Origin of the sequence: Kribbella alba, from assembly GCF_039529635.1 — a bacterium.
GTDB lineage: Bacteria > Actinomycetota > Actinomycetes > Propionibacteriales > Kribbellaceae > Kribbella > Kribbella alba.
In genome coordinates, this window is the sequence record NZ_BAAANE010000004.1 from 733,674 (window position 1) to 758,516 (window position 24,843).

Annotated in this window: 21 protein-coding genes; 16 read left to right on the plus strand and 5 right to left on the minus strand. The window is 68.8% G+C overall.

Annotation, left to right across the window (positions count from 1 at the left end):
* Positions 1–3 precede the first annotated feature (3 nt).
* The 11 genes from ABD210_RS10230 (at position 4) to ABD210_RS10280 (ending at position 13,635) form a co-directional block, all read left to right on the plus strand.
* The gene (locus tag ABD210_RS10230) at positions 4–654 is read left to right on the plus strand and encodes a hypothetical protein (protein ID WP_344110785.1); all 651 of its coding nucleotides are present in this window, start codon (positions 4–6) and stop codon (positions 652–654) included.
* A complete protein-coding gene (locus tag ABD210_RS10235; RefSeq protein ID WP_344110786.1) occupies positions 651–2,123 on the plus strand; it encodes an AAA family ATPase in 1,473 nt (490 codons plus the stop codon). The genes ABD210_RS10230 and ABD210_RS10235 overlap by 4 nt, the downstream gene beginning before the upstream one ends.
* Positions 2,120–3,445 carry a hypothetical protein gene (locus ABD210_RS10240; protein WP_344110787.1) on the plus strand — a complete coding sequence of 442 codons (1,326 nt, stop codon included), beginning with the start codon at positions 2,120–2,122 and terminating at the stop codon, positions 3,443–3,445. The genes ABD210_RS10235 and ABD210_RS10240 overlap by 4 nt, the downstream gene beginning before the upstream one ends.
* Complete coding sequence (locus ABD210_RS10245; RefSeq protein WP_344110789.1) at positions 3,442–4,410, plus strand: glutamate ABC transporter substrate-binding protein; 969 nt, start codon at positions 3,442–3,444, stop codon at positions 4,408–4,410. Before ABD210_RS10240 ends, ABD210_RS10245 begins: the two co-directional genes overlap by 4 nt.
* The gene (locus ABD210_RS10250; protein ID WP_344110790.1) at positions 4,407–5,585 is read left to right on the plus strand and encodes a hypothetical protein; all 1,179 of its coding nucleotides are present in this window, start codon (positions 4,407–4,409) and stop codon (positions 5,583–5,585) included. Before ABD210_RS10245 ends, ABD210_RS10250 begins: the two co-directional genes overlap by 4 nt.
* Positions 5,582–7,846 (plus strand): serine/threonine-protein kinase, encoded by a 2,265-nt coding sequence (locus ABD210_RS10255; RefSeq protein ID WP_344110792.1) that lies wholly within the window; start codon positions 5,582–5,584, stop codon positions 7,844–7,846. Before ABD210_RS10250 ends, ABD210_RS10255 begins: the two co-directional genes overlap by 4 nt.
* The gene (locus tag ABD210_RS10260) at positions 7,843–8,901 is read left to right on the plus strand and encodes a PP2C family protein-serine/threonine phosphatase (protein WP_344110794.1); all 1,059 of its coding nucleotides are present in this window, start codon (positions 7,843–7,845) and stop codon (positions 8,899–8,901) included. The genes ABD210_RS10255 and ABD210_RS10260 overlap by 4 nt, the downstream gene beginning before the upstream one ends.
* Before the next feature lie 49 nt (positions 8,902–8,950).
* The gene (locus ABD210_RS10265) at positions 8,951–10,228 is read left to right on the plus strand and encodes a vWA domain-containing protein (RefSeq protein WP_344110796.1); all 1,278 of its coding nucleotides are present in this window, start codon (positions 8,951–8,953) and stop codon (positions 10,226–10,228) included.
* Positions 10,225–10,941, plus strand: coding sequence for an FHA domain-containing protein (locus ABD210_RS10270; protein ID WP_344110798.1), 717 nt, complete (start codon positions 10,225–10,227; stop codon positions 10,939–10,941). Before ABD210_RS10265 ends, ABD210_RS10270 begins: the two co-directional genes overlap by 4 nt.
* Positions 10,942–11,034: 93 nt before the next feature.
* Complete coding sequence (locus tag ABD210_RS10275; RefSeq protein ID WP_344110800.1) at positions 11,035–12,306, plus strand: Fic family protein; 1,272 nt, start codon at positions 11,035–11,037, stop codon at positions 12,304–12,306.
* 72 nt (positions 12,307–12,378) lie between these two features.
* Positions 12,379–13,635: an epoxide hydrolase family protein gene (locus ABD210_RS10280; RefSeq protein WP_344110801.1), complete on the plus strand. Its 1,257-nt coding sequence runs from the start codon at positions 12,379–12,381 to the stop codon at positions 13,633–13,635.
* On the opposite strand, the gene ABD210_RS10285 is transcribed toward ABD210_RS10280, so the two are convergent.
* Together ABD210_RS10285 and ABD210_RS10290 are read right to left on the minus strand one after the other, a co-directional pair.
* Positions 13,632–14,072: a hypothetical protein gene (locus ABD210_RS10285; protein WP_344110803.1), complete on the minus strand. Its 441-nt coding sequence runs from the start codon at positions 14,070–14,072 to the stop codon at positions 13,632–13,634. The genes ABD210_RS10280 and ABD210_RS10285 overlap by 4 nt on opposite strands.
* Positions 14,073–14,204: 132 nt before the next feature.
* Positions 14,205–15,137 carry a GNAT family N-acetyltransferase gene (locus tag ABD210_RS10290; RefSeq protein WP_344110805.1) on the minus strand — a complete coding sequence of 311 codons (933 nt, stop codon included), beginning with the start codon at positions 15,135–15,137 and terminating at the stop codon, positions 14,205–14,207.
* 213 nt (positions 15,138–15,350) lie between these two features.
* Here ABD210_RS10290 and ABD210_RS10295 point away from each other — a divergent pair, with 213 nt between their 5' ends.
* The gene (locus tag ABD210_RS10295) at positions 15,351–15,863 is read left to right on the plus strand and encodes a guanyl-specific ribonuclease (RefSeq protein WP_344110806.1); all 513 of its coding nucleotides are present in this window, start codon (positions 15,351–15,353) and stop codon (positions 15,861–15,863) included.
* Between the two features lie 132 nt (positions 15,864–15,995).
* Here the strand turns inward: ABD210_RS10295 and groL are convergent, their stop codons facing one another.
* The gene (gene groL, locus ABD210_RS10300) at positions 15,996–17,621 is read right to left on the minus strand and encodes a chaperonin GroEL (RefSeq protein ID WP_344110807.1); all 1,626 of its coding nucleotides are present in this window, start codon (positions 17,619–17,621) and stop codon (positions 15,996–15,998) included.
* A gap of 463 nt (positions 17,622–18,084) precedes the next feature.
* Here groL and ABD210_RS10305 point away from each other — a divergent pair, with 463 nt between their 5' ends.
* A complete protein-coding gene (locus ABD210_RS10305) occupies positions 18,085–18,651 on the plus strand; it encodes a GNAT family N-acetyltransferase (RefSeq protein ID WP_344110808.1) in 567 nt (188 codons plus the stop codon).
* A gap of 417 nt (positions 18,652–19,068) precedes the next feature.
* Here the strand turns inward: ABD210_RS10305 and ABD210_RS10310 are convergent, their stop codons facing one another.
* Positions 19,069–19,404, minus strand: a complete 336-nt coding sequence (locus ABD210_RS10310) for an MmcQ/YjbR family DNA-binding protein (RefSeq protein ID WP_344110809.1) — start codon at positions 19,402–19,404, stop codon at positions 19,069–19,071.
* Positions 19,405–19,748: 344 nt separating this feature from the next.
* Between ABD210_RS10310 and ABD210_RS10315 the strand changes: the two genes are divergently transcribed.
* Positions 19,749–20,066, plus strand: a complete 318-nt coding sequence (locus ABD210_RS10315; RefSeq protein ID WP_344110810.1) for a PspC domain-containing protein — start codon at positions 19,749–19,751, stop codon at positions 20,064–20,066.
* A gap of 132 nt (positions 20,067–20,198) precedes the next feature.
* Here the strand turns inward: ABD210_RS10315 and ABD210_RS10320 are convergent, their stop codons facing one another.
* Positions 20,199–21,164 carry a glycerophosphodiester phosphodiesterase gene (locus ABD210_RS10320; RefSeq protein ID WP_344110811.1) on the minus strand — a complete coding sequence of 322 codons (966 nt, stop codon included), beginning with the start codon at positions 21,162–21,164 and terminating at the stop codon, positions 20,199–20,201.
* 199 nt (positions 21,165–21,363) lie between these two features.
* Here ABD210_RS10320 and ABD210_RS10325 point away from each other — a divergent pair, with 199 nt between their 5' ends.
* Both ABD210_RS10325 and ABD210_RS10330 read left to right on the plus strand, forming a co-directional pair.
* Positions 21,364–23,085 carry an ABC transporter ATP-binding protein gene (locus tag ABD210_RS10325; protein ID WP_344110813.1) on the plus strand — a complete coding sequence of 574 codons (1,722 nt, stop codon included), beginning with the start codon at positions 21,364–21,366 and terminating at the stop codon, positions 23,083–23,085.
* The gene (locus ABD210_RS10330) at positions 23,082–24,818 is read left to right on the plus strand and encodes an ABC transporter ATP-binding protein (protein ID WP_344110814.1); all 1,737 of its coding nucleotides are present in this window, start codon (positions 23,082–23,084) and stop codon (positions 24,816–24,818) included. Before ABD210_RS10325 ends, ABD210_RS10330 begins: the two co-directional genes overlap by 4 nt.
* The last annotated feature ends 25 nt before the right edge of the window (positions 24,819–24,843 follow it).

Genomic DNA, 24,843 nt, shown 5'->3' on the forward strand with positions numbered 1-24,843 from the left:
TGAATGGCGTTGGGTGACTTCTTCGCGCGGCTGACCGGCCGCAAGGCGGAGTCCGAGCCTGCCCCGATCCCCCGCGCGCCGACGAACGACGACCTGCTCGAGGCGCTGGTCCGGGTCGAACAACTGGTCACGGACGGCGCCGTACCGGCGGTGGTGGCGTCGCGCGTCGGCCGGGTGGTCCGGACCGTTCGGGACACCATCCCGCGACTCGGCAACCTCGGCGGCAGCGCCCAGGCGTACTCGGTGATGGCCACCGCGACGGACTACCTGCCCGAGGCGATCGGCGGCTACCTGCGACTGCCCCGGCAGTGGGCGGACAGTCGGCCGGTGGATCGCGGCAAGACCTCGCTGATGATTCTGATCGACCAGTTGGACCTCTTGGGCGCGACGATGGACAAGGTGTTCGACGCGGTGAACAGGGCGGATGCGGCCGCCCTGATCGCGCACGGCCGGTTCCTGCAGGAGAAGTTCGGCACCGGGTCCACCGGCGGCAGTCTGGCCCTCGGCCCGACCGCATCGACACCAGCACCGGACCTCACAGCACCGGACCTCACAGCTCCGGACCGGACAGCTCCGGACCGGACACCGCCCGACCCGACGCCACCGCCGGGCTCGGGACCGTTACAACCACCACCTGGACGAGGAGGGGCATGAGCGGCGCGGGGGGTACTTCGCTGCAGGACGCACTGTCTGACCTGCTGGTCGTTGCCGCACGCGCCGGTGTCCCGGAGGGGGTTGCCCGGGCCGAGGCCCTCTCGCTCGCCGCTGCTCTCGCCGAGTCAGCTCCAGGCGCTCCGGCCGATTGGGCCTCGGTGACCCCCGGAGCCGGCACCCAGGACTTCTTCGACGCCGCTGTGCGTGGCAGGAGATGGCGCGGCGCACCGACCGCAGTACTGACTGATCTTGTCGCACAGGGCTCCCCAGAGAAGATCTCGTACGCCGAGGCCCTGGCTGAGCTGGCATCGGCGGCATGCAGCCTGGGCGAACCCACCATGCGGGTCATCGGGAATGCCTCAGTCGCAGCAGCCGCGCAGCTCCAAGCAGCGGGCGCCCGGCCCCTCCAGGTGGCCCGCTCCCCCCAGCCACAGCTGAACGCACAGGCACAGCAGAATGCACAGGCACAGCAGAATGCACAGGCGCAGGTGAACGCACAGCCGCAGGTGAAGCCGGCTGTAGAAGTAGCGGCGGAACCAGCGCAGCCCGAGCGAACAGTAGAAGAGCTGCTAGCCGAGCTGGACGAGCTGACCGGCCTAGCGAAGGTCAAACGCGAGGTGCACCGACAAGTCGCCGTACTGCGGGTCGAGAAGCTCCGCACCGAGGCAGGACTCAAGAGCCCGACCATCACCCGGCACCTGGTGTTCGTCGGCAATCCCGGCACCGGCAAGACCACGGTGGCCCGCCTGGTGAGCGGCATCTACAAAGCGCTCGGTCTGCTCTCCAAGGGCCGACTGGTCGAGGTGGACCGCTCCGAGCTCGTCGCCGGGTACCTCGGCCAGACGGCCACGAAGACAGCCGAGGTGGTCGCCTCGGCAACCGGCGGAGTGCTGTTCATAGACGAGGCGTACAGCCTGACCGCGGGCGACCTCGGCGCCGACCAGTACGGGCGTGAGGCCGTGGACACCCTGGTGAAGGAGATGGAGGACCGCCGCGACGACCTCGTCGTGATCGTTGCCGGCTACCCCGAACCGATGGAGGACTTCATCGCCGCGAACCCGGGCCTGGCCAGCCGGTTCCGGACCACGATCGCGTTCGACGACTACAGCGACGAGGAGCTGACCGACATCTTGACCGGGCTGGCCGAGGCGGCCGACTACGAGCTGACGCCGAACGCGCTCGACCAGTTCAAGGTGATCCTGGCCTCGACCCGGCGGGACCGCTCGTTCGGCAACGGCCGGTTCGCCCGGAACGTGCTGGAGGCCGCGATCGGCCGGCACGCCTGGCGACTGCGCGATGTGACGGCACCCAGCACCGAGCAGCTGCGTCAGATCCTGGCCGAAGACCTGACCGACGAACCCACCGAGGCCGACAAGCCGAGCACTGAGACTGAGCCAACCGCAGCGGTCGGCGAACCGGCACCGCAGGCAGCACCCGACGGTGAGCCCGAGCAAGGAGAACAGGCGTGACCCAAACCACCAGTGCGCCCCCGGCGACATGGTCGCCGCCCGCTCCCACGGCCACACCGCAGAACTCGTCGACCTCTGCTCGCATCAAGCCGGGCGCCATCAATGCCTGGTTCGCCGGTACTCCGGGCCGGATGCGGGCGCTGATGATCCTGACCGCGGTGATCGCCGTGCTCTTCGGCCTCGCGGCTGCGCAAGGCTTCGGTGAATCCGACGGCGCGCTGAAGCGAGCCGAGGAGAACACGGCTCAGCTGGTCCGCATCCAGGGCATCCACACCAACCTGGTCAGCGCCAACGCGGACGCCACCAACGCCTTCCTCGTGGGCGGCCTGGAGCCACCCGCGCAGCGCCAGCACTTCGTCGACTCGATGACCGCTGCCTCCAAGCTGATCGCCGAGGCAGCCACGGCACAGCCCGCGGACCAGCAGGCGCTGGGCGCACTGAACGCCACCCTGCTCAGCTACCAAGGGCTGATCGAGCAGGCCCGGGCGAACAACCGGCAGGGCCTGCCGATCGGTTCGCAGTACCTGAAAGACGCGAACGCGACCCTGCAGAACGATTCGTTGCCCCTGGTGACCGCTCTGGTCAAGGCGAACGAGGACCGCGTCTCCACCGAGTTCAACGCAGCCGGCAACGGCAACATCTGGCTGATCGTCGGCGGCCTGGTCACGCTTGCCGTGCTCGTTTACGCCCTGTGGTGGCTGGCCCGGCGCACCCATCGCTACCTGAACCTGCCGATCGCCGCCGCGGCGGTCCTGGTGCTGCTGACCATGCTGGTCGGCGGTACTGCGCTGGCGAATGCGAGCAGCAAGGCCAAGGACACCCGGGGCCACGCCTACGCTGACACGCTGGCGTTGTCCCGCGCCCGGATCGCGGCGTACGACGCCAAGTCCAACGAGAGTCTGACGCTGATCGCTCGCGGTTCCGGCGACGCCTTCAACAAGGCCTGGGACGTGTCCGCGGCGGCCGTCGACGAGCAACTCGCCGTCGTCGCCGTCACCAATCCAGAGCTGAAGGACCCGTGGGACAAGTACAAGACGATCCACGCGGACATCCGCAAGAAGGATGCCAAGGAAGGCGACTGGGACACTGCCGTCGACCTGTCCGTCGGCAAGGCACCAGGTGAGAACGCCGCTACGACCTTCGGCACCTTCGATCAGCGCTCCGCCGCCAGCCTGAAGAAGACCAGCGACGCGACCCGGTCGGAATTGTCGGACGCGCGTGGTTCGCTACCACCGATCGGCTGGCTCGGTCTGCCGATCGGCATCGCCGCCGCGCTGCTCGCGGCCTGGGGCATGTCTCAGCGACTGGGGGAATACCGATGAGGAAACACAGCCTGTTGGCCGCGTTGCTGACTGCCGCGCTGCTCACCGCGACCGCTTGCGGCTCGAGCACCTACGAGGCGACCCAGGTCCCGGCCAAGAAGACCACTCCGGCCCCGAGCGCGGCACCACCGGCTCCGCAGCCGAACTGTGGCGACCCGCTCGCGTCGTACGCACCGACCGGTCCGCTGCCGGGCCCGAACGCGCTGCCGGCCGGCTCGACGATGGCCAAGATCAAGGCACGCGGGCGATTGATCGCCGGCGTGTCCGCGGACACCTTGCTGCTCGGCTCACGCAACCCGGTCACCGGGACGATCGAGGGCTTCGACATCGACATGCTGAAGGCGGTCTCGCTCGCGATCTTCGGTAGGCCGGTGCCGATCGAGCTGCGAGTGATCTCCAGCGCCCAGCGGATCCCCGTGCTGCAGAACGGCAGCGTCGACATCGTCGCGCGGAACATGACGATCAACTGCGACCGCTGGAACACCATCGCCTTCTCCACCGAGTACTACCGGGCCGGCCAGAAGGTGATGGTTCCGCTCAACTCGACCGCTCAGGGGCTGGCCGACCTGTCCGGCAAGCGTGTCTGTGCTCCGGCCGCCTCCACCAGCCTTGACGCGCTGCGCAAGTTCCCCAAGGTCGTGGCGGTGCCGGCCGACACGCACACTGGCTGTCTCGTGCTGTTCCAGCAGGGCAAGGTGGATGCGATCACCGGTGACGACACCGTGCTCGCCGGCCTGGCCGCACAGGACCCGTACGCGAAGGTGACCAAGGCGCCGGCCTTCACCAAGGAGCCGTACGGCCTGGCCATGAAGAAGGACACCAAAGACCTGGTCCAATTCGTCAATGCCGTCCTGGACCAGCTGCGGACCGACGGCCAGTGGAAGGCTTCGTACGATCATTGGCTCGCGCCCGACCTCGGTCCGGCCCCGGCTCCTCCGAAGGCCATCTACGGCAGGCCTCTATGACGGTTCGTACGCCGACGGCTGTCGCGCCGCAGCCTCCAGGCAAGATCGGCAGCAGCATCCCCGCCAAGGAGCTGCTGACGTTCCTCGACGCCCTGGGGACGTGGCGCGACCGGCGCCGGGCCGAGCTCGACGAACTGGACCAGGCGGCTCTGCAGTCCGCCGACACCGACGCCCTCAGCGCCGACGTGGTGCTGTCGATGGCGGTCTGGAAGGCCGTGTCCGACCGGTACGAATTGATTCTCCTCACCTGGGACTCCGGCCGGGTCGGACCGACCGAGACCGAGCGGATCTCCACTCTGATCTGGGGCGGCCTGAACACCGGCGGCGCCGGTGGATCGCTCGCAGTTTCGTTGCCCGAGGCATGCACCTTGTCGGACGCACTCGCCGCCACCCTGCGCGCCAGGCTCGCGCTCGAGCCGGGTGACGCGGATCTGACCGCCCGACTCCGACAGCTCCGGGCCCAGGTGGAGCGGATCAACGACCTGGTCCGGCAGGAGCCCGCGATCAGCCGCAACGAGGCGATCGCGGCCCACCACGACCTGGACCGGCGGGTCACCGAGCTGACCGACCGCGCCAAGCGGGGTGCCGATGTCGGCGGCCTGATCGGTCCCCTCGAGATCGATGCCGCCCGCAACGAACGCGACCTGATCGTCGGCGGCGCCACCCGTCGCGAGCGCGCCGCCGATGTCGCCCGCGCTCGCGCCGTCCGGACCGAGCTGGAGGCGCAGGGCGTAGCGGTTCGCGCGCTGGCCGACAGGTGCGTCGCCGGAGTCACCCCGGCCCCGCGCCTCGGCGTACCGGATGTCACCGCGCTCGGGCCGGTGCCGAATACCCCTGCTGAGCTGGAGAAGTACCTGACCCGGCTAGACGCAGTACGGCGTGCGCTGGGGCAGGCGCAATCGGCGTACGGTGCGGCGCTGGAGCGCAGGGATGAGCTTGCTGCGCGGCTGGATGCGTACAAGGTGAAGGCGGGCAGTGTCGCCAGAACCAGCGGAACCATCGCAGACCTTGCCGAGCTGTACCGGCGCGGCCGTGAGGTGCTCGACGCCGAGCCAGTAGACCTGGCCAGACTCGGCGCGCTCGTAGCGGCGTACCAGACGTATTTGGACACCAGTCTTGCCGCCAGACCCCAGCAGGGTCACCAGTCCGGTCGCGCAACAGGAGGGACGACATGACGACCATCGCCTGCACCCAGCCCGGCTGCACCGGCACGATCATGGACGGCTACTGCGACGTGTGCGGCTCCCCCGCGCCCGCTGGTGCCCTCAGCCCCTCTGCTGTCGCCGGTGCGCCGGACGTCGCCGCGCCCGCAGCGCCAGAGCCAATCAGTTCGCCGTCAACGGTCTCGCGCGCCTCCAACCGGCTCGCCTCGACGCCGCTCGGGTCGGCCCGCGCCACGGCCGCCGGCTCCAAGCTGACCCGACGCGTCGGTACTTCGTCCACCCGCCTGCGCGGGGCCCGGCTGGGTGCCGGTCTGACCCACGTCCCACCGATCCCCGCGATCGACGCCAGCAAGGCGATCCTGACCGATCCGATGGTCCCCGAGGACCGCCGGAACTGCCCGAACTGCGGCCACGCGGTCGGCCGCGCCCGCGGCGACCAGCCGGGCCGGACCGAGGGGTTCTGCCCCAAGTGCCGCAGCCCGTACTCGTTCTCGCCGAAGCTGAAGGCGGGCGACCTGGTCGGCGGGCAGTACGAGGTGGCCGGGGCCCTGGCCCATGGTGGTTTCGGCTGGATCTACATGGCCCGCGACAAGAACGTGTCGAACCGCTGGGTCGTCCTCAAGGGCCTGCTGAACTCCGAGGACCCCGACGCCGTCGCGGCCGCGATCGCCGAGCAGCAGTTCCTGGCCCGGGTCGAGCACCCGCTGATCGTGGAGATCTACAACTTCGTCACCCACGACGGCGCGGGCTACATCGTGATGGAGTACGTCGGCGGCACCTCGCTGAAAACGCTGCTCAAGCAGCGCATGCAGGCCAACGGCGGCCGGTACGACGCGCTGCCGATCGACCAGGCGATCGCGTACATCCTGGAGATCCTGCCGGCCTTCTCGTACCTGCACGACCTCGGCCTGGTCTACTGCGACTTCAAGCCGGACAACATCATCCAGGTCGGCGACGCGGTGAAACTGATCGACCTGGGCGGAGTCCGGCGGATCGACGACCTGGACTCGGCGATCTACGGCACCGTGGGCTACCAGGCCCCCGAGGTTCCCGAGGTCGGCACATCCGTTGCCTCGGACATCTACACGCTGGGCCGCACCCTGACCGTGTTGGCGATGGAGTTCCGCGGCTACCAGTCGACGTACCTCTCCTCGCTGCCGCCGGTGGCGGACGTGCCGTTGTTCCAGCAGCACGACTCGGTCTACCGGCTGCTGCTCAAGGCCTGCGCGAAGGACCCGGCCGACCGCTTCGTCTCCGCCGACGAGCTCCGCGTCCAACTTCTCGGCGTACTGCGTGAGGTGGTCGCTTCCAAGGGGACCGGTGCCGCGCAGCACTCGGCGTCGTCCTTGCTGTTCGGAAGTCCGGGTGACCTTGCGGCCGGACTGGGTGACGCGGCTCCGCCGTGGCAGCAGCTTCCCTCGCTGCTACCGGACGAGGGCGACAAGATGGCAGGCTGGCTGAAGACAGTGAGCGTGCCCGATGCCTCGCAGCGCCTCGAAGTAGTTGCCAACGCACCGGAGTCGTCGCCGCAGGTCCTGCTGGAGATCGCCGAGGCAGCGCTGGAGAGCGGGCAGTACGACATGGTGGACACGGCGGTGTCCGATTTGCTGGCGGCGGACCCGTGGGAGTGGCGGGCAGTCTGGATGTCCGGACTGGTCGCCCTCGCTCGCGGCGACAACGCGGCCGCGCAGTCCGCCTTCAACGCCGTCTACGGCCAGGTGCCGGGTGAACTCGCGCCCAAGCTCGCACTGGCCGTCGCCTGTGAACTCAGCGGCGAGTACGACGTGGCAGAGGGGCTCTACCTCACGTGTGCTCGCACCGATGCCAACTACATCGCGCCGTCCGCGTTCGGGGTGGCCGCGATCCGCTCGCAGCGCAGTGACCTCGACGGCGCCATCGCCGCGCTCGACCTCGTCCCGCCCACCAGCGGCGCGTTCGTCCGGGCCCGGCGGCAGCGAGCCGGTCTGCTGGCAGGATCAGGTCGCGGGCTTGCCGCACTGGCCGAGGCGATGGGCAGTATCGAGTCCTTGACGATCGACGCGGTCGACCGGGCGAACCTGTCCGCGAACGTGTTCCGGACCGCACTGGACGAGGTGCTCAGCAAGGGTCCACAGCCTGCGCTGCACATCGCTGGGCGGGCTGCCACCGAGCCGGAACTGCGAGACGGCCTCGAGGCGGCCTACCGTGAGCTGGCCGGGCAAGCGCCCAACCGGCAGGAACGGATCGCCCTGGTCGACCAGGCCAACGAAGTTCGAGGATGGACGTTGCGATGACGAGTACGACCGGTACGGCCTGCCCCAACTGCGGTGGACCGATCGCCGACGCCGACCGCTTCTGCGAGGCGTGCGGCGCCGAGCTCACCCCGACCGTCGGCGCGGCGACCCCGGCGATCGACACGGACACCGAGCCGACCGTCGAGTTGAACGCCGCCGGGACGGACCCCGCGGCGATGGGCCCATGTCGCTCCTGCGGCGGGAAGATCGGCGCGGAGGGCTACTGCGAGACCTGCGGCACCAAGGCGGCGAAACCCCGCGACCACTTCAGCGAGCAGCCCGCACCCTGGGTGGCCGCGGTTTGCGACCGTGGGATCCGGCACAGCCGCAACGAGGACGCCGTTGCGATCGCCGCCGACCCGGAGCCGGGGAGCAGGGCCCTGCTGGTGGTGTGTGACGGAGTCAGCTCGTCGCTCGACTCCGACATAGCCAGCCTGGCTGCTGCGCGCGCCGCGCGCGAAGTACTGGTTGCTGGTCATGCACAGGGCATGGGCACGGAGTCCTCGCGGAACAGCGCGGTCGTCGCGCGCCTGAAGGCGGCAGCCGACGCCGCCAACGACGCAGTACTGGCCAACACCAGCCCGGACAGCCCCAACCCGGCATCCTGCACGTTCGTCGCGACTGTGCTCGAAGGCGACCTGCTGGTGGCAGGGGTTGTCGGCGACAGCCGGGCTTACTGGTTCCCAGACGACGCCGAGGCGGTCGCGCTGACTGTCGATGACTCGTGGGCCGCTGAACTGATCGCCACGGGTGTCCCGCGGCACCAGGCCGAGACCGGTCCGCAGGCCCACGCGATCACGCGGTGGCTTGGCAAGGACGCACCGGACCACACGCCCCGGACCACCACCGTCAAGGTCGAGGGCCCCGGCTGGCTGCTGGTCTGCTCGGACGGCCTGTGGAACTACTGCTCCGAGGCGGCGCCACTGGCCGACCTCGTACGTCAGACCGCGGCGGCCAACGGCGGCGAGCCACTCGCCACCTCGTCCGCGCTGGTCGACTGGGCCAACGCCCAGGGCGGCCAGGACAACATCACCGTCGCCCTCGCCCGCATTTGACACAGCCCCTTAGCTAGACGCCTGCTGCTCCACCGAAAGGACGCCTGAGATGGCCGAGTTCTCCGCCTCCGTGTACCAGAACGAGTTCCTGCCCGACGGCGGCACGGACGTCCACGCGATCGTCACGGTGTCCTGCAGCGGCGCGGGCGCGGCCGGCCAGTCCGGCAGCGGCGACGCCGGCGAGATCATCATCGTCGACACCTCCGGCTCGATGGGTGCCGACGGCGTCCGGGCCGCCGGGTACGCCGCGCAGACCGCGCTCGACCAGATCCTCGACGGGGTCTGGTTCGCGGTGATCTCCGGCAACGACCGGGCCCAGCTCGCCTTCCCACCGTCCCCCGAGCCCGTGATGGTCAGGATGGACCAGTTCACCCGGCAGGCCGCCAAGGATGCCGTCGCCCGCTTCTATGCCGACGGCGGCACCGCGATGGGGACGTGGCTGCGACTCGCCTCGCGCGTGTTCGCGACCGTGCCGTCACTGACCCAGAAGCACGCGATCCTGCTCACCGACGGCGAGAACCAGCACGAGACGCCGGAGGTGCTGACCGCCACGATCGAGGCCGTCACCGGCCAGTTCCAGTGCGACTGCCGCGGTGTCGGCGTCAACTGGCAGGTCGCCGAGGTACGCCGGATCGCGACTGCGCTGCTCGGCACGGTCGACATCATCCCCGCGCCCGAGCAGCTGGCCGCGGAGTTCTCCAAGCTGATCCAGCAGGCGATGAGCAAGGGCGTCGCCACGGCCGACATGCGCGTGTGGGCGCCGCAGGGCGCGCAGGTGCTGTTCGTCCGGCAGGTCGCCCCGAACGTCGACGACCTCACCTCTCGCCGGACCGAGGTCAACGCGCTCACCGGCTCCTACCCGACCGGCTCGTGGGGCGACGAGTCGCGTGACTACCACGTGGCGATTCGCCTTGCTGCCAAGGGAATCGGGCAGGAGCAGCTCGCCGCCCGGGTCCAGCTGGCGATCGGCGAGCAGGTGGTCGCGCAGGGTCTGGTGAAGGCCCTGTGGTCCGCGGACGAGGCGCTCACCACCCGGATCAGCCCGGAGGTCGCGCACTACACCGGCCAGACCGAGCTCGCCGACGCGATCCAGGAAGGTCTGGCCGCGAAGGCCGCGGGCGACACCGCCACCGCGACCACGAAACTGGGCCGCGCCGTCCAACTCGCCGCCCAGACCGGCAACGAGGAAGCCACCTCGCGACTGCGTAAGGTGGTCGAGATCGACGACCAGGAAACCGGCACCGTGCGGCTCAGGCGCAGCGTCGAGAAGGCTGACGAGATGGCGCTGGACACCGCCTCCACCAAGACCACCCGGGTGAAGAAATGACCTCAGTCACCTGTCCGAGCGGGCACCCGTCCGTTTCCACCGACTACTGCGACGTCTGCGGCCTACCCATCGGCGCGGCCGCGACGCCCGCGACGGCCTCGGTCCCCGCGCCTGCGGTCGCCGCGCCGGCTTCAACTCCGGCGACGCAGGCTTGTCCGAACTGCTCGGAGCCGGCCGCAGCGGACGCCTTGTTCTGCGAGAACTGCGGCTACGACTTCACCACCGGCACGATGCCGCGGCCCGCTTCCCCACTCGACCTCGGTACGCCGCCCCCGGTGCCGCCCGCGCCTCAGGAGGTCGCCGACTGGGTGGTGGAACGCTGGGTGGACCCGGACTGGTACGCCGTCCAGCAGAGTGACGACCCGTGCCCCTCGCCGGGCCTACCGGTGGTGATCCCGATCGTCGCGAAGAGCGTGCTGATCGGCCGCCCGTCCAAGAGCCGGGGCATCACCCCGGAGATCGACTGCGGGGACGACACCGGCGTGAGCCGTCGCCAGGCCCAGCTGACCACCGACGGCCAGCGTTGGTGGGTCGAGGACCTGCAGTCGTCCAACGGCACCTTCGTCGGCCAGGCCTCGGATCCCCTCCCCGAGGACCCGATCACCCCCGGCCAGCGCCGCGAACTCAACGGCGACGACCGGGTCTACGTGGGCGCCTGGACCCGCCTCGTCGTCCGCAAGGCCACCCCCGAAGAACAAGCCGGCCAAGCCTGACGGGTCTAGTTCTCAGCCAACAACCTGGACTTAGATCCTTCTAAGTCCAGGTTGTTGTAATAACCTGGACTTAGATGAGAAGGAGTCCAGGTTTTGAGCCAACAGATCACGGCCATCTGGCGATCGAGTCCGGAAGCCTACGGACCTCGTAAGCACAGACGACCTTGTGAATATTCAGCTTATGTACCTGATCGGCTGACCGCCCACTCTCTGGATCTCAGCGCTGAACTGGCAGCGGATGTAGCCGACGCCGAGCGGGCTCTTGCTACGTTCAGCGGCACGAGCAAGCACAACCTCGAGCAGCTTGCGCGATTTCTGCTTCGCGCCGAGGCGGTCGCATCGTCAAAGATCGAAGGTCTACAGGTCAACAGCAGACGTCTCGCCAGGCACGAGGCTCGACTCGCCGCCGGCATACCGGATCGAGACGCCACAGCCGACGCTGTCCTCGGCAATGTGAGAGCCATGGATCTGGCCGTGCACTCGGTCGCGGCGGCCGAAAGTCTCGAGGTTCAACATCTTCTCGACATCCATGCCGCCCTGATGGAGCACTCCGACCAGCCTGATATCGCAGGTCAGTTGCGCACCACGCAGAACTGGATCGGCGGCAACGACTTCAACCCGTGCCAGGCGGCATTCGTCCCGCCGCCACCGGAGTACGTCGTCGAACTGCTGCAGGACCTCTGCTTGTTCATCAACCGCGATGATCTGCCCGGAACTATCCAGGCCGGGCTTGCTCACGCGCAGTTCGAGACGATCCACCCGTTCGGGGACGGTAACGGCCGGACGGGCCGGGCGCTCATTCACGTAGTCCTCAGGCGAAGAGGATTGGCGACAGCCTTCGTCCCACCCATCAGCCTTGCCCTCGCCACACGAGCGAGTGCCTATGTCGACGGATTGTCGGGTTTCCGCTACAGCGGCGAAGCAGGTAGTCCAGCTGCCCTCGCCGGGATCCGCGACTGGCTGGACGTCTTTCTGACGGCCACCCGACGCGCGACCAAGGATGCCGAAGCTCTGCAATCCAGGCTCGAAATCCTGGAGGCCGACTGGCGTGACGCAGTCCGCCCGAGGGCCAACAGCACCGCTGACAAACTGCTGAGCGAATTGATCGCGAACCCGGTCATCACGGCTGACGACACAATGCGCTTGACCGGAGCCAGCCGGTCCGCAGCCTTCGCCGCCGTCGACGGCCTCGTCAGTGCCGGAGTCCTCCGTGCGGTCGGCGATCAACGGCGATACCGCTTGCTTGAGGCTCCCAGCGTGTTCGATGTGTTGACCGACTACGAACGGGCCTCCGCGACCGAGTCGGGCAACACCAAAGAGGAGCAGCCAAAACGTTCGGTTCCCTACCGTCAACCGAAGGCCTGACCGAGTTGCCACGCTGGCTCGAATATCTGATTGCGGAAGAAAGCTCGCCGCGATTGTTCCTAGCGTGGAGGCATGACGAACAACAGCGAGATCCAGCCCTTCCGTATCGAGATTCCGCAGCACGAGGTGGACGACCTCCGGGCTCGGCTGGCGAACACCCGGTGGCCGGCCACGCCGCGGGTGGACGACTGGAGCCGCGGAGTTCCAGTCCACTACCTTCGCGAGCTGGCCGAGTACTGGGCGACCGGGTACGACTGGCGCGCGCAGGAAGCGGCGCTGAACGAGATCCCGCAGTTCATCACCGAGATCGACGGGCAGCGGATCCACTTCTTCCACCAGCGCTCCCCCGAGCCTGACGCGATGCCACTCATCCTCACGCACGGCTGGCCCGGCTCCCCGGTCGAGTTCCAGCAGGTGATCGGCCCGCTGACCGACCCCCGCTCGTACGGCGGTGATCCCGCGGACGCGTTCCACGTCGTCATCCCGTCGCTGCCGGGGTACGGGTTCTCCAACCCGATCGGCGAGGCCGGGTTCAACCTGTTCGGCGTCGCCCGGATGTGGACCGAGCTGATGAGCCGGCTGGGCTACGAGCGGTACGCCGCGCATGGCACCGACGTGGGTTCGGGTGTCGCCGGGATGCTCCCGATGCTCGACGCCCAGCATGTCGCCGGTGTGCACCTCGCCGGGGTCGCTGCGTCGGCACCGTTCGGGCAGCCGATCGAGCTCGACGGGTTGTCCGAATCCGATCGCGTCCGGGCCGGGAGGTTCAACCACGCATTGGCCGAAGGCTTCGGCTATCTAACCTTGCAGTCGACTCGGCCGCAGACCTTGGCGTACTCGCTGAACGACTCGCCGGTCGGCCAGCTGGCCTGGATCGTGGAGAAGTTCGCCGAGTGGACCGACCCGGAGCACAAGCTCCCGGAGGAGGCGGTCGACCGCGACCAGTTGCTCACGAACATCAGCCTCTATTGGTTCACGGGCTCAGGTGCCTCCGCTGCGCACGCCGTCTACGAAGGCATGCAGGCCTGGAAGGCGCTGGTCGCCCAGCAATCCAACGGCGCCTGGGGATCTGACGATGACGCGGGCTCCAACGAGAGTTGGGCATCGGACGAGACCAGTGCTGGAGGCGCGGGATGGGGAACTGTGGCGGGCCCGCCGACCGGGGTTGCCGTGTTCGGCGCAGAGACCGCGATCAAGAGCCTGACCGATCCCGACGGCAAGATCGAGCACTGGAAGGAGTACGAGCGGGGCGGCCACTTCGCAGCGATGGAAGTACCCCAGCTGCTCGCCGAGGACCTGCGACTGTTCTTCCGACCACTCCGGGGTTAGCTGTCGGTCCAGGCGGGGGCGGGCCGGAAGCAGAGCCACTCGATCAGGGTGGAGCCGACCACGATCGGGGCCGCCCAGGTCCACGGGTGATCAGGCACGCTGACCACCAGGATCGCGGTCCACAAGGCGATCCAGCCCCCGCCGTACCCGCGCAGCACCCCTCGGTACCAGAGCCCGCCCGCCTCCTCGGCCGCGCGCTGTCCGAAGTACACGAACAAGTACGACGCGACCGAGATCGGCCAGAACACCCACAGGCCGGCCCAGTCGTAGGGCACCATCACCAGCGCTGTGAGGCAGACGATCGCCACCGCCCAGTGGAAGGTTTCGCCCGCCCAGTTGAGACTTCGGCGCCTCAGGGTGAACACGATCGCGAGGGGTCCGAAGACGACCGCGACCACTCCGGCGGCGACATGGAGGACCAGTGCGATGTCACGCATCGCCGCGGCTCCTCTGACTCCGGATCCGCCCGGAGGTGTGTGACATGTCAGGGAAGCATAGGGCTCCCGACGGCTGCCGTCTGCCCCTGGCGACCCCTCTCTTTCGCCCAGGGACAGACGGCCCGTCCTGACTCAGTTGAGCGGATGCGTGGCGACCAGCCGAACCGCGAAGTTGCGGTATCCCTGCCGCTCGAAACTGGCAGCCATCGGCTTGTTGGTCAGGTCGGTGTCGGCCCGGATCTGCTCCGCCCCGGTCTCCACCAGCAGTTGCGTGATCTCCGCCAGCAGATCGTCGCTGTACCCCTTGCCGCGATGCTCAGCCAGTACGCCGAGGTACCCGACCACTGGGCCGCCGTTGTTCGCCGAAGGCAGCGCGAATCCCACCAGCGCGCCGGCAGCGTCGTACGCGAGTCTCCACCAGGAGCGCTCGCCCGGCATCGACAGGTAGATCTCCAGGTCTTCCTTGGCCGCGCCGTCGACCCCGACCCGGGCAACGGCCCGCGCGGTCGCCGCGTCGAGGCTGCCCTGGATCACCCGGCGGAAGACGTCCAGGAAGGCCTCGTCGTCGGCCGGCTCGAACCGCAGCCGGGTCGACCTCGCAGGCAATCCGTACTCCGGGCGCCACTCGTACCGCAGCCGCTCGGTGGTCTCGGACAGCCCGGCCGCCGCGGCAGCCGCGAGGCGGGGTTCTTGCGCCGCGACGATCTCCGGCTGATCACGCCAGCCGTTGGGCAGGAAAATGTGGTACTCCGGCTGCTCGGCCCCGGCCGGGAACGTCGCCAGCGTGTGCCGGATCAGCTCGGTCCAAACAGGCACGGGGTCTTCGTCAGTGGCGAGGTAGAGCCCGTCGATGGACAACGGGTGGTCGAACTGCTCCATGCCCCACCAGACGGCCAGCGCGATGATGGCGCCGTCGCGCTCGGCGACCCACGTCCACTCATGCCGGTACGCGCCGGTCTCCAGGTACTGCTTGAACCGGTCGACCGTCGCGGTGTTGATCGACTGGTTCCCGAGCAGGGCGATGATGGTGTCGAGGTCAGCCTCGACCAGGGTGCGGATGTTCACGAAACCTCCAGAAAGAGGCGCTGGCTCCGCTCACTGCGAGCTGTAGGAGCGGACCGGTCGCGCCGGAAAACACGTCAGTCTGTTCATCGGTCGCTCCTTCCCCTCCGAGGTCCGTCTCGCTCCCGCAGACAGTAGGGGCCGCGGGGGTCATAGTCCACCGATTATTCACAGCTGGGATGTGCCCGGTTACCCAACGTTGGGAAGCCTTGCATCATGCGAACCTCATCGAGCTTCACCAAGTCCGCTACCGCCCTCGCCGCGATCCTCGCGGCCCTCTTCCTCGGCCTCACCACCACAACCACCGCCGGCGCCGCTACGGCCGGTGCCACCACGGCCGCCGTCGGCACCGCTACAGCCGGTGCCACCGCGACCGCCGTCGGCACCCAGTACGCCGGATCGTCGGCGGCCGGCTCGTACCCCGCACCCGCGGCGATCTCGTCCTGCCCGCTGAGCACGTTGCCATCCCAGGCCAGGACCACGCTGAACCTGATCCACTCCGGCGGGCCGTTCCCCTACAGCCAGGACGGCGCGGTCTTCCAGAACCGCGAGGGGATCCTGCCGGCCAAGTCCACCGGCTACTACCACGAGTACACCGTGAAGACGCCGGGTTCCTCGACCCGCGGCGCCCGCCGGCTGATCGGCGGCGGCGCGATGACCACCCCGCAGTACGTGTACTACACCGGCGACCACTACGCCTCGTTCTGCCTGGTCGACGAGAACGCCTGACCGCTTGCAGCCAGACCGCTAGTGCCCGAAGAAATGGGCAACGATCCGCCAGTTCTTCGGCCGCGGGGGAAGCAAAGAGGCGGTCCCGGGCGTGAACCCGGGACCGCCTTTGTCTTGCTGGGCTTCAGGAGATCAGAAGTCCATGCCGCCCATGTCGGGCGCGCCACCCGGAGCGGCCGAGGCCTTCTCCGGCTTGTCGGCGATGACTGCCTCGGTGGTGAGGAACAGCGCCGCGATCGAGGCTGCGTTCTGCAGCGCCGAGCGGGTGACCTTGGCGGGGTCGATGATGCCGGTCTTGATCAGGTCGACGTACTCACCGGTCGCGGCGTTCAGACCGTGACCCGGCTCGAGGTTGCGGACCTTCTCCACCACGACGCCACCCTCGAGGCCGGCGTTGATGGCGATCTGCTTCAGCGGTGCCTCGACCGCGGACCGCACGATGGCGGCACCGGTGGCCTCGTCACCCTCGAGCTCGAGCTTCTCGAACGCGATCACGCTCGCCTGCAGCAGGGCGACGCCACCACCGGCGACGATGCCCTCTTCGACGGCCGCCTTCGCGTTGCGAACGGCGTCCTCGATGCGGTGCTTGCGCTCCTTCAGCTCGACCTCGGTGGCCGCGCCGACCTTGATCACCGCGACGCCACCGGCCAGCTTGGCCAGCCGCTCCTGCAGCTTCTCGCGGTCGTAGTCGGAGTCCGACTTCTCGATCTCGGCGCGGATCTGGTTGACCCGGCCGGCGATCGCGTCGGCGTCGCCCTGACCCTCGACGATGGTCGTCTCGTCCTTGGTGACGACGATCTTGCGGGCCTGACCGAGCAGCTCCAGGTCCACGGTGTCGAGCTTGAGGCCGACCTCCTCGGAGATCACCTCGCCACCGGTGAGGATGGCGATGTCGCCGAGCATGGCCTTGCGGCGGTCACCGAAGCCCGGCGCCTTGACGGCGACGGTCTTGAAGGTGCCCTTGATCTTGTTCACGACCAGGGTCGCCAGGGCTTCGCCCTCGATGTCCTCGGCGATGATGGCCAGCGGCTTGCCGGTCTGCATCACCTTCTCCAGCACCGGGACCAGGTCCTTGATGCTGGAGATCTTGCTGTTCACCACGAGGATGTACGGGTCGTCGAGAACCGCTTCCATCCGCTCGGTGTCGGTCACGAAGTACGGCGAGATGTAGCCCTTGTCGAAGCGCATGCCCTCGGTGAGCTCGAGCTCCAGACCGAAGGTGTTGCTCTCCTCGACGGTGATGACGCCTTCCTTGCCGACCTTGTCCATCGCCTCGGCGATGATCTGGCCGACCTGGCTGTCAGCAGCGGAGATCGACGCCGTGGCGGCGATCTGCTCGCGGGTCTCGACCGGCTTCGCCAGCGCCAGCAGCTGCTCGCTGACGGCCTCGACAGCCTTCTCGATGCCCTTCTTCAGGCCCATCGGGTTGGCGCCGGCAGCGACGTTGCGCAGACCCTCGCGCACCAGCGCCTGGGCCAGCACGGTCGCGGTGGTGGTGCCGTCACCCGCGACGTCGTCGGTCTTCTTGGCAACTTCCTTGACGAGCTCGGCCCCGATCTTCTCGTACGGGTCCTCGAGCTCGATCTCCTTGGCGATGGAGACACCGTCGTTGGTGATCGTGGGCGCGCCCCACTTCTTCTCCAGGACGACGTTGCGGCCCTTCGGGCCGAGCGTCACCTTCACGGCGTCGGCGAGGGTGTTCATACCCCGCTCGAGGCCGCGGCGCGCCTCTTCATTGAAAGAAATCAGCTTGGGCATTCTCCGCGAGTCCTCCCGCGTCGAGTTTTTGGTTCAGCCGGCCGGATGCCCGCGACGGACGGCGCCTTCGCCGCGGCGGTCACGTCCCGCCACGCTTCCGGCACCTCATCGAGGCCGTCTATGGTCACACCTACCAGGCGCGAGAGTTATCACTCTCGCCCAGCGAGTGCTAACCAAGTATTAGCACTCGCCCCAAGCGAGTGCAAGCCAGCCCCCTCCCCACCAGACCCGCCAAGGCGTCCTCGCTGAACCTGCCGCGCCCCAGCCGCCGAACCCGCTGAACCGGCCGCGCCCCGGCCGCCGAACCCGGTGGGCCCCGCCCGCCAGACCCGCCGAACCCCCTGAACGCTGCCCGCGGGGACCGGCTAGCCGACCTTGGCGCGAGGCGGGACCGGCTAGCCGACCTTGGCGCGAGCATGGAGACGCGCTCCCAGCGGGTGACCACCAGCGCTAGGGTGCTGCGATGGCGCTGGAGATACGCCCTGCGACGGCGGACCGCTGGGACGACGTGGCCGCCGTGATGGGCGAACGAGGCGATCCCTCGCGCTGCTTCTGCCAGTACTTCCGACTCCGCGGCAAGCAGTGGTCCGAGGCCAGCCGAGCCTCCCACCGCGCGGCCCTCCGAGCCCAGGTCTGCTCCTCCGACCTACCGCCCGGCGTGATCGCCTCCGACGAAGCCGGTACGCCGGTCGGCTGGTGCGCGGTGGCTCCCCGCTCGGCCTACCCCCGGGTGGTCGCCTCCCAGAACTGGCGCGGAGGTGATCCCGACGCTTGGGCAGTCACCTGCTTCGTAGTACGGGTCGGTCATCGTCGGCAGGGTGTCGCCGGCGAGCTGCTGCTTGGCGCGATCGACTTCGCCCGGGCGCAGGGCGCCTCCACACTGGAAGGCTGCTGCGTCGACGTCGCTGCAGCAGGCAAGGTGCCCTCGGCCGACCTTTACCGCGGCCCGCTGTCGGTCTTCATCGGTGCAGGCTTCACGGAGATCAGCCGCGCGTCTCCCTCCTGGGTGCTGGTCCGCAAGACGCTCTAGCGGTCCAGTTGGGCGATCTGGAACTAATAGTCCGGCGGAGCGCCACGAACCTAGTACGACAGCCGGAGTTTGTGATGTTGCGGGGACAGGCCCGGACTGCCAGCATTCACAGGCAACCTGCGGATGTCGCGAGCAGGCCTACGCACGCTCGCTGGAGGCAATCAGCCGCGGTTGATCAGTGTTGGCGCTGCGGGGCTCACGAACCCGCCGAAACCACGCTGCCCTTGATCAGCACCCGACTCGGTGGCGCGCAGCGGTCACGAAGCGGCGACCTTGAACACCAAACAGGGACCGCGGACACGAAATAACGTGTTCAAGGTCCCCACTACCTGTCCCAGGCCCCCACTCTTGGTCAAGGCCGCACCCACCCTCCGCGGCCCCTGCCGAAAGGCATCATCACGAACTACGGCTGTCGCACTAGGGCGTCAGTTGGGCGATCAGGAACTTGGGAGCCGTCAGGCGCCAGGCTTCGACCAGGAGTTCGCGGAGCTCCTCCTCGTCGGCGGCGGCGAGGTCGGCCTCGAGCCAGGCGAAGCGGCCTGCTGCCCAGGACGGGGAGTACGTCTCGGGATCCTCCGCGACCATCGCCTCCTGCTCCTCGCGCAACGCCTTCAGCATCACCGACGACTCGTCCTCGGACAGGTAAACGAATCCCTTCTTCCGGACCTTGAAGGCCGGCTGCCCGGCCCACCCCTCGTGCTCCTCCACCCCCGGCAGCCCGAGCATCAACTTCCGCACCGCCTCACCATCCATCCCCCGACGGTAGAACCAGCCACCGACAATCCGCGCCGACCCCGACCCCGCCGCCGACACCGACGTCGACCCGACCCCGCCGCCGACACCGACCCCGCCGCCGATGCCACCGACGAGAGCGCGACCTTGTGCATCACCCAGTCGTTTCCCCCGCCGGGATCTGGCTGAACGGAGCACAGAGTGCTGCGGCGGGGCGAGGGGCGGTCTGGGGTGTGACGCGGGGGTGACGAAAGATGTCAGGGGCCGGGGTGGGGGCGGCTGAGTGGGGTCAGGGGCGGGACCAGGGTCGGGTCGGTACCGATCCCCGATGTGGTGGAGGCGGTCCCGGCGGCAAAGTTGTCGGCATGACGAACTCCAATGCACCTTTCTCGAACCTGTCCGGCAAGGTCCTCCGACGCTCTCGCGACCAGCGCATGCTCTCCGGCGTGTCCGGCGGCATCGCGGAGTACCTGAACATCGACGCGACGCTTGTCCGCCTGGGCATCGTCGCACTCACCCTGATCACCGGCGGCACCGCGCTGCTCGGCTACGTCGTCGCGTGGATCGTGATCCCGGAGGCCGACGGCAAGGCGATCTGGCAGAACGGCCAGCAGTCCCAGCAGCCGACACCCGAGTCCGACATCGCCGCCCGCATCTACGACGACAAGCCTCCGGCCGCGTGACGGTCGGAACGCACGGCAGCAAGGTGAGAGCGCCAGCAGATAGGCCATCCGCGCTCACAGCCTTGCTGCCGTGCAGACCGACGCAGACCTTGCTAGTAGTAGACCCTTGCCAGAGCCGCAGCGGGCCGAGTTCTAAACCTTCAGACTGGTTTTGACTGCCGCCGCGACGGCGATGTCCGGGTGGTCGGCGAAGACACCGTCGATGCCGGTGGCAGCGAACCGCGCGAGTTCGCCGGCCAGGTCGAGGCCGGTCGGGAGGAAGCGGCGCTCGGCACGGAAGGTCCAGACCTGCACGGCGAGCCCGGCCCGATGCGCCTGGTCCACCAGCTTGGTCGGCTCGCCCAAGGCGCCGTCGCAGGTCCGCGGGATCACCAGGTCCTTGTGCGGTGCCAGCACCTGCGCGTACGTCGAGATCTCGCGGAGGCCGGCTGGTTCGATCAGGTCGGCGAAGGTACGGCTGTCGCCGTGGCGGAGAAAGTCGTTCGGGGCGTTCTCGGAGTCGACCAACTGCACCAGCGGCACGTTCGTCATCACCGACAGGCGGCGCAGGCTGGTCGGCTCGAACGACTGGACCATCGCCTCGCCTTCCCGCAGACCCAGCGCGACCAGCCGTTCCGCGAGCAGTTCCTCCAGCGGCAGGCCGAGGCGGCGGAAGTACGCCGGGTGCTTGATCTCGGGGATCACCCCGATCGGACGGCCGAGCCGCTGCGACTCGTGCCGGGCCATCGCGACCACGTCGTCGAAGGTCGGGATCGGCTCGCGCCCGTCGTACGCCGTGTTGGCCGACCGCAAGGCAGGCATCCGCTCCCGGGCCCGCAGCGTGCGGAGTTCGGCATAGCTGAAGTCCTCGACGAACCAGCCGGTCACCGCGGCACCGTCGACGATCTTGGTGATCTTCCGGTCCGCGAACACCGCGTGCTCGGCGACATCCGTCGTACCGGAGATCTCGTTCTCGTGCCGGGCCACCAGTACGCCGTCGAGCGTGGCGACCAGGTCCGGTTCCAGGTAGTCGGCCCCTAAGGCCGCAGCCAGGCGGTACGCCGCCGGCGTGTGTTCCGGGCGGTAGCCACTCGCTCCCCGATGCGCGATCACCAGCATGGATCCAGCACAGACGCCGCAGATGGATGCCCGGGAACTCGTTGCCCAACGCAAGGTGAAGGTCTCTGGGATGGGCGGGGAGCCACCGACCCGTGACAGCCCGTCCAACCGCACTACCGCGCCGACCCCGGGTCCGGGGGGTTCACCGAGCGTTTATTCACATGCTTTTGTCGGTGGGCACGCCTAGCCTGAAACGGCTATGAAACAACTGCCAGTTGCCGACCCCGGCACTCCGGATCACCGTTCGCCTGCCCGTTATCTGCTCTGGGTGGCGCGCGGTCAGAAGGCCACGCTCCTCGGCGGGATGACGTTCGGCATTCTCTGGATGGGTTCGCAGGCCTTCATCCCGGCCATCCTGGGTAGGGCGATCGACCAGGGCGTTGCCGCCGGGGACACCGGGCGGCTGCTGCTGTGGACGTCGGTGCTGTTCGCCGTCGGCGTCCTGCAGGCGCTCGCGGGCATCATGCGGCACCGTTTCGCGGTGGCGAACTGGCTGAGCGGCGCCTACCGAACCGTCCAGGTGGTCAGCAGGAAGTCTGCCGATCTGGGCGCGACGCTGCCCAAGCACCTGGCCACCGGCGAGGTGGTCAGCATCGGCGCGGCCGACCTCTCCTACATCGGCAACCTGCTGGAGACGACTGCCCGCTTCGCCGGCGCGATCGTCGCCTTCGCCGTGGTCGCGGTGATCCTGCTGTCGACGTCGACGCTGCTCGGCCTGGTCGTGCTCATCGGCGTGCCGGTGATGGTGTTCTGCCTGGGGCCGATGCTGAGGCCGCTGCACAAGCGCCAGTTCGCCCAGCGCGACGCGGTCGGCGAACTGAACTCGCTCGGCTCCGACATCGTGGTCGGACTGCGGGTGCTGCGCGGCATCGGTGGCGAGGAGTCCTTCTCCCGGCGCTACAAGGGCGAGTCCCAGCGCGTGCGCGCCGCCGGCGTCCAGGTGGCGAGGATCCAGTCGGTCCTCGACGCCGCCCAGGTGTTTCTGCCCGGCATCTTCGTGGTCAGCGTCGTCGGGCTCGGTGCGCACTTCGCGGTGCGGGGCGAACTGACTGCCGGCTCGCTGGTCGCCTTCTACGGCTATGCCACCTTCCTGGTGCTGCCGCTGCGCACGGCGACCGAGATGGCCAACCAGTTGATGCGTGCTCTGGTCGCGGCCCGTCGGGTGAACCGCGTGCTCACGCTGACGTCCGAGGTCGTGGACCCGGCCGAGCCGGTCCGGCTGCCGACCCGAGGCGACCTGGTCGACCCAGTCTCCGGCATCCGCGCCCGCGACGGGCTGCTGACCGCGATCGTGTCCGCCGAGCCGGACCGCGCCGCGGTGCTGGCCGACCGCCTCGGCCGGTACGACGAGACCAGCGAGGTCCGGTACGGCGGCGTCACCCTGGCGAGCGCGACTCGTGCGGATGTGCGCGCACGGATCCTCGTGAGCGACACCAACGCGCAGATGTTCACCGGGACCCTTCGCGAGGAACTCGACCCGGACGGACGGCGGCAGGACGACGAACTGCTTGCGGCGATCCGCACCGCGTCGGCCGAGGACGTGCTGGTCGCGTTGACCGACGGGCTCGACTCCGAAGTGGAGGAGAAGGGGCGCTCCTTCTCGGGTGGGCAGCGGCAGCGGCTGATCCTGGTCCGCGCGCTGCTGGCGGATCCGTCGGTGTTGGTGCTGGTGGAGCCGACCTCAGCGGTGGACGCCCACACCGAGGCACGGATCGCCGAGCGGCTGCGGGCTGCCCGGACCGGGCGGAGCACAGTCGTACTGACCTCGAGCCCGCTGTTGCTCGACCGGGTCGACGAGGTGATCTTCGTCGCCGCCGGACGAGTGGTTGCTGTCGGCAAGCACCGTCAGCTGCTCGAGACCGACCCGCAGTACCGCAGGACAGTGACCAGGCAGACCGAGGACGAGGAGGTGCCCGCATGAAGCAGATCCTGCCGGTAGCGGACTCCACCGCCGTCCGACGGCATGCCCGACGGCTGGCCCGGCGACACCCGCGCGCGCTGCTGATCGCGCTTGGTCTGCATTCGCTGGCCGCCGTCAGCGGTCTCGCGGCGCCCCGGTTGATCGGCGGCCTGGTCCAGGACATCCAGGGCGGCACGACCGTGGGAAAGGTCAACCAGGTGATCCTGGTGATCGCGGTGTTCATCCTCGCGCAGTCGCTGCTCACCCGCTGGGCCCGGTATCGCTCGTTCGCGCTGGGCGAGCAGGTGCTGGCCGAGCTGCGCGAGGATTTCGTCGACAACGCCCTGGCGCTGCCGATCGGCACTGTCGAGCGAGCCGGCACGGGTGACCTGCTGTCGCGCACCTCGCGCGACGTGGACACGCTGGCCCGGACCGTGCGGTTCGCGGTGCCAGAGACCATCGTGGCTTTCGTGACCGTGCTCTTCACGGTCGGCGCCGCCCTGCTGGTCGGTGTGTGGGTGCTCGTCCCGCTGCTCGCAATGGTGCCTGTGCTGGCCATCAGCACAAGGTGGTACCTGCGCCGGGCGAAGGACGGCTACCTGCGGGAGAACGCGGCCTATGCGCAGATGACGAGCTCGCTGGCCGAGACGGTCGAAGGCGCTCGCACCGTGGAGGCACTGCAGCGGTACGACCAGCGCGTACGGCGTACCGATCGCGACATCCGCGGGTCGTACGACGCCGAGCGATACACGTTGTCCCTGCGCACGGTGTGGTTCCCGGTCGTCGAGGTCGGGTATCTCGTGCCGGTTGTCGGCACACTGCTCTTCGGCGGCTGGCTGCACATCAACGGGCATGTCTCGCTCGGTGCGGTCACGGCCGGCGTGCTCTATGTGAACCAGCTGATCGACCCGGTGGACCGGCTGATCTCGTGGATGGACGAGCTGCAGATCGGTGGCGCGTCCCTTGCGCGGCTGCTCGGCATCACCGATGTCCCGGACGACCGCACACCCTCGGGCCGGGAGCCGTCGGGCGAGCTGATCGAGGCGCACGACGTCCGGTTCTCGTACGTCGATGGGCGGGACGTCCTGCACGGGGTCGAACTGACCGTCCAGCCGGGCGAGCGAATAGCCATGGTCGGGCCGTCCGGCGCGGGCAAGTCGACCCTTGGCCGGCTGGTCGCGGGCATTCATCCGCCGCGCACCGGTTCGGTGAGCGTGGGTGGCGTTGGGATGACGGAGCTGCCTCTGGACGAGTTGCGCAAGCAGGTCGCGCTAGTCACGCAGGAGCACCACGTGTTCGTCGGCACGCTGAGGGACAACCTCGCGATGGCGCGTTCCGACGCGTCGGATGCCGAGTTGCTGGAGGCGCTGGGGGCTGTGGATGCCCGGGACTGGGCAGAAGCGCTGCCGGACGGGCTGGACACGCGAGTCGGCTCAGGGCAACTTGCGCTGACCCCGGCCCAGGCTCAGCAGCTGGCGTTGGCTCGGCTGGTGCTGGCGGATCCGCACACGCTGGTGCTCGATGAGGCGACCTCGTTGATCGACCCGCGCGCTGCTCGGCACATGGAGCGTTCGCTGGCCGCAGTTCTGGAAGGCCGGACGGTGATCGCGATCGCCCACCGGCTCTACACCGCGCACGACGCCGACCGGGTCGCGGTGGTCGAGGACGGCCGCATCAGCGAGCTCGGCAGCCACGACGAACTGGTCGCGCGCCGGGGCTCGTACGCCGCCCTTTGGCAGTCCTGGCACGGCTAGCCACGACAAGGGCCCCGCTTCTCAC

What these genes read in the sequence shown, in the direction of transcription:
- ABD210_RS10330 (WP_344110814.1), top strand. Translation starts at nt 23,082, where the DNA reads ATGAAGCAGATCCTGCCGGTAGCGGACTCCACCGCCGTCCGACGGCAT.
- ABD210_RS10280 (WP_344110801.1), top strand. Translation starts at nt 12,379, where the DNA reads ATGACGAACAACAGCGAGATCCAGCCCTTCCGTATCGAGATTCCGCAG.
- ABD210_RS10265 (WP_344110796.1), top strand. Translation starts at nt 8,951, where the DNA reads ATGGCCGAGTTCTCCGCCTCCGTGTACCAGAACGAGTTCCTGCCCGAC.
- ABD210_RS10305 (WP_344110808.1), top strand. Translation starts at nt 18,085, where the DNA reads ATGGCGCTGGAGATACGCCCTGCGACGGCGGACCGCTGGGACGACGTG.
- ABD210_RS10270 (WP_344110798.1), top strand. Translation starts at nt 10,225, where the DNA reads ATGACCTCAGTCACCTGTCCGAGCGGGCACCCGTCCGTTTCCACCGAC.
- ABD210_RS10245 (WP_344110789.1), top strand. Translation starts at nt 3,442, where the DNA reads ATGAGGAAACACAGCCTGTTGGCCGCGTTGCTGACTGCCGCGCTGCTC.
- ABD210_RS10320 (WP_344110811.1), bottom strand. Translation starts at nt 21,164, where the DNA reads ATGCTGGTGATCGCGCATCGGGGAGCGAGTGGCTACCGCCCGGAACAC.
- ABD210_RS10295 (WP_344110806.1), top strand. Translation starts at nt 15,351, where the DNA reads ATGCGAACCTCATCGAGCTTCACCAAGTCCGCTACCGCCCTCGCCGCG.
- ABD210_RS10325 (WP_344110813.1), top strand. Translation starts at nt 21,364, where the DNA reads ATGAAACAACTGCCAGTTGCCGACCCCGGCACTCCGGATCACCGTTCG.
- ABD210_RS10260 (WP_344110794.1), top strand. Translation starts at nt 7,843, where the DNA reads ATGACGAGTACGACCGGTACGGCCTGCCCCAACTGCGGTGGACCGATC.
- ABD210_RS10255 (WP_344110792.1), top strand. Translation starts at nt 5,582, where the DNA reads ATGACGACCATCGCCTGCACCCAGCCCGGCTGCACCGGCACGATCATG.
- ABD210_RS10235 (WP_344110786.1), top strand. Translation starts at nt 651, where the DNA reads ATGAGCGGCGCGGGGGGTACTTCGCTGCAGGACGCACTGTCTGACCTG.
- ABD210_RS10250 (WP_344110790.1), top strand. Translation starts at nt 4,407, where the DNA reads ATGACGGTTCGTACGCCGACGGCTGTCGCGCCGCAGCCTCCAGGCAAG.
- ABD210_RS10315 (WP_344110810.1), top strand. Translation starts at nt 19,749, where the DNA reads ATGACGAACTCCAATGCACCTTTCTCGAACCTGTCCGGCAAGGTCCTC.
- groL (WP_344110807.1), bottom strand. Translation starts at nt 17,621, where the DNA reads ATGCCCAAGCTGATTTCTTTCAATGAAGAGGCGCGCCGCGGCCTCGAG.
- ABD210_RS10310 (WP_344110809.1), bottom strand. Translation starts at nt 19,404, where the DNA reads ATGGATGGTGAGGCGGTGCGGAAGTTGATGCTCGGGCTGCCGGGGGTG.
- ABD210_RS10230 (WP_344110785.1), top strand. Translation starts at nt 4, where the DNA reads ATGGCGTTGGGTGACTTCTTCGCGCGGCTGACCGGCCGCAAGGCGGAG.
- ABD210_RS10285 (WP_344110803.1), bottom strand. Translation starts at nt 14,072, where the DNA reads ATGCGTGACATCGCACTGGTCCTCCATGTCGCCGCCGGAGTGGTCGCG.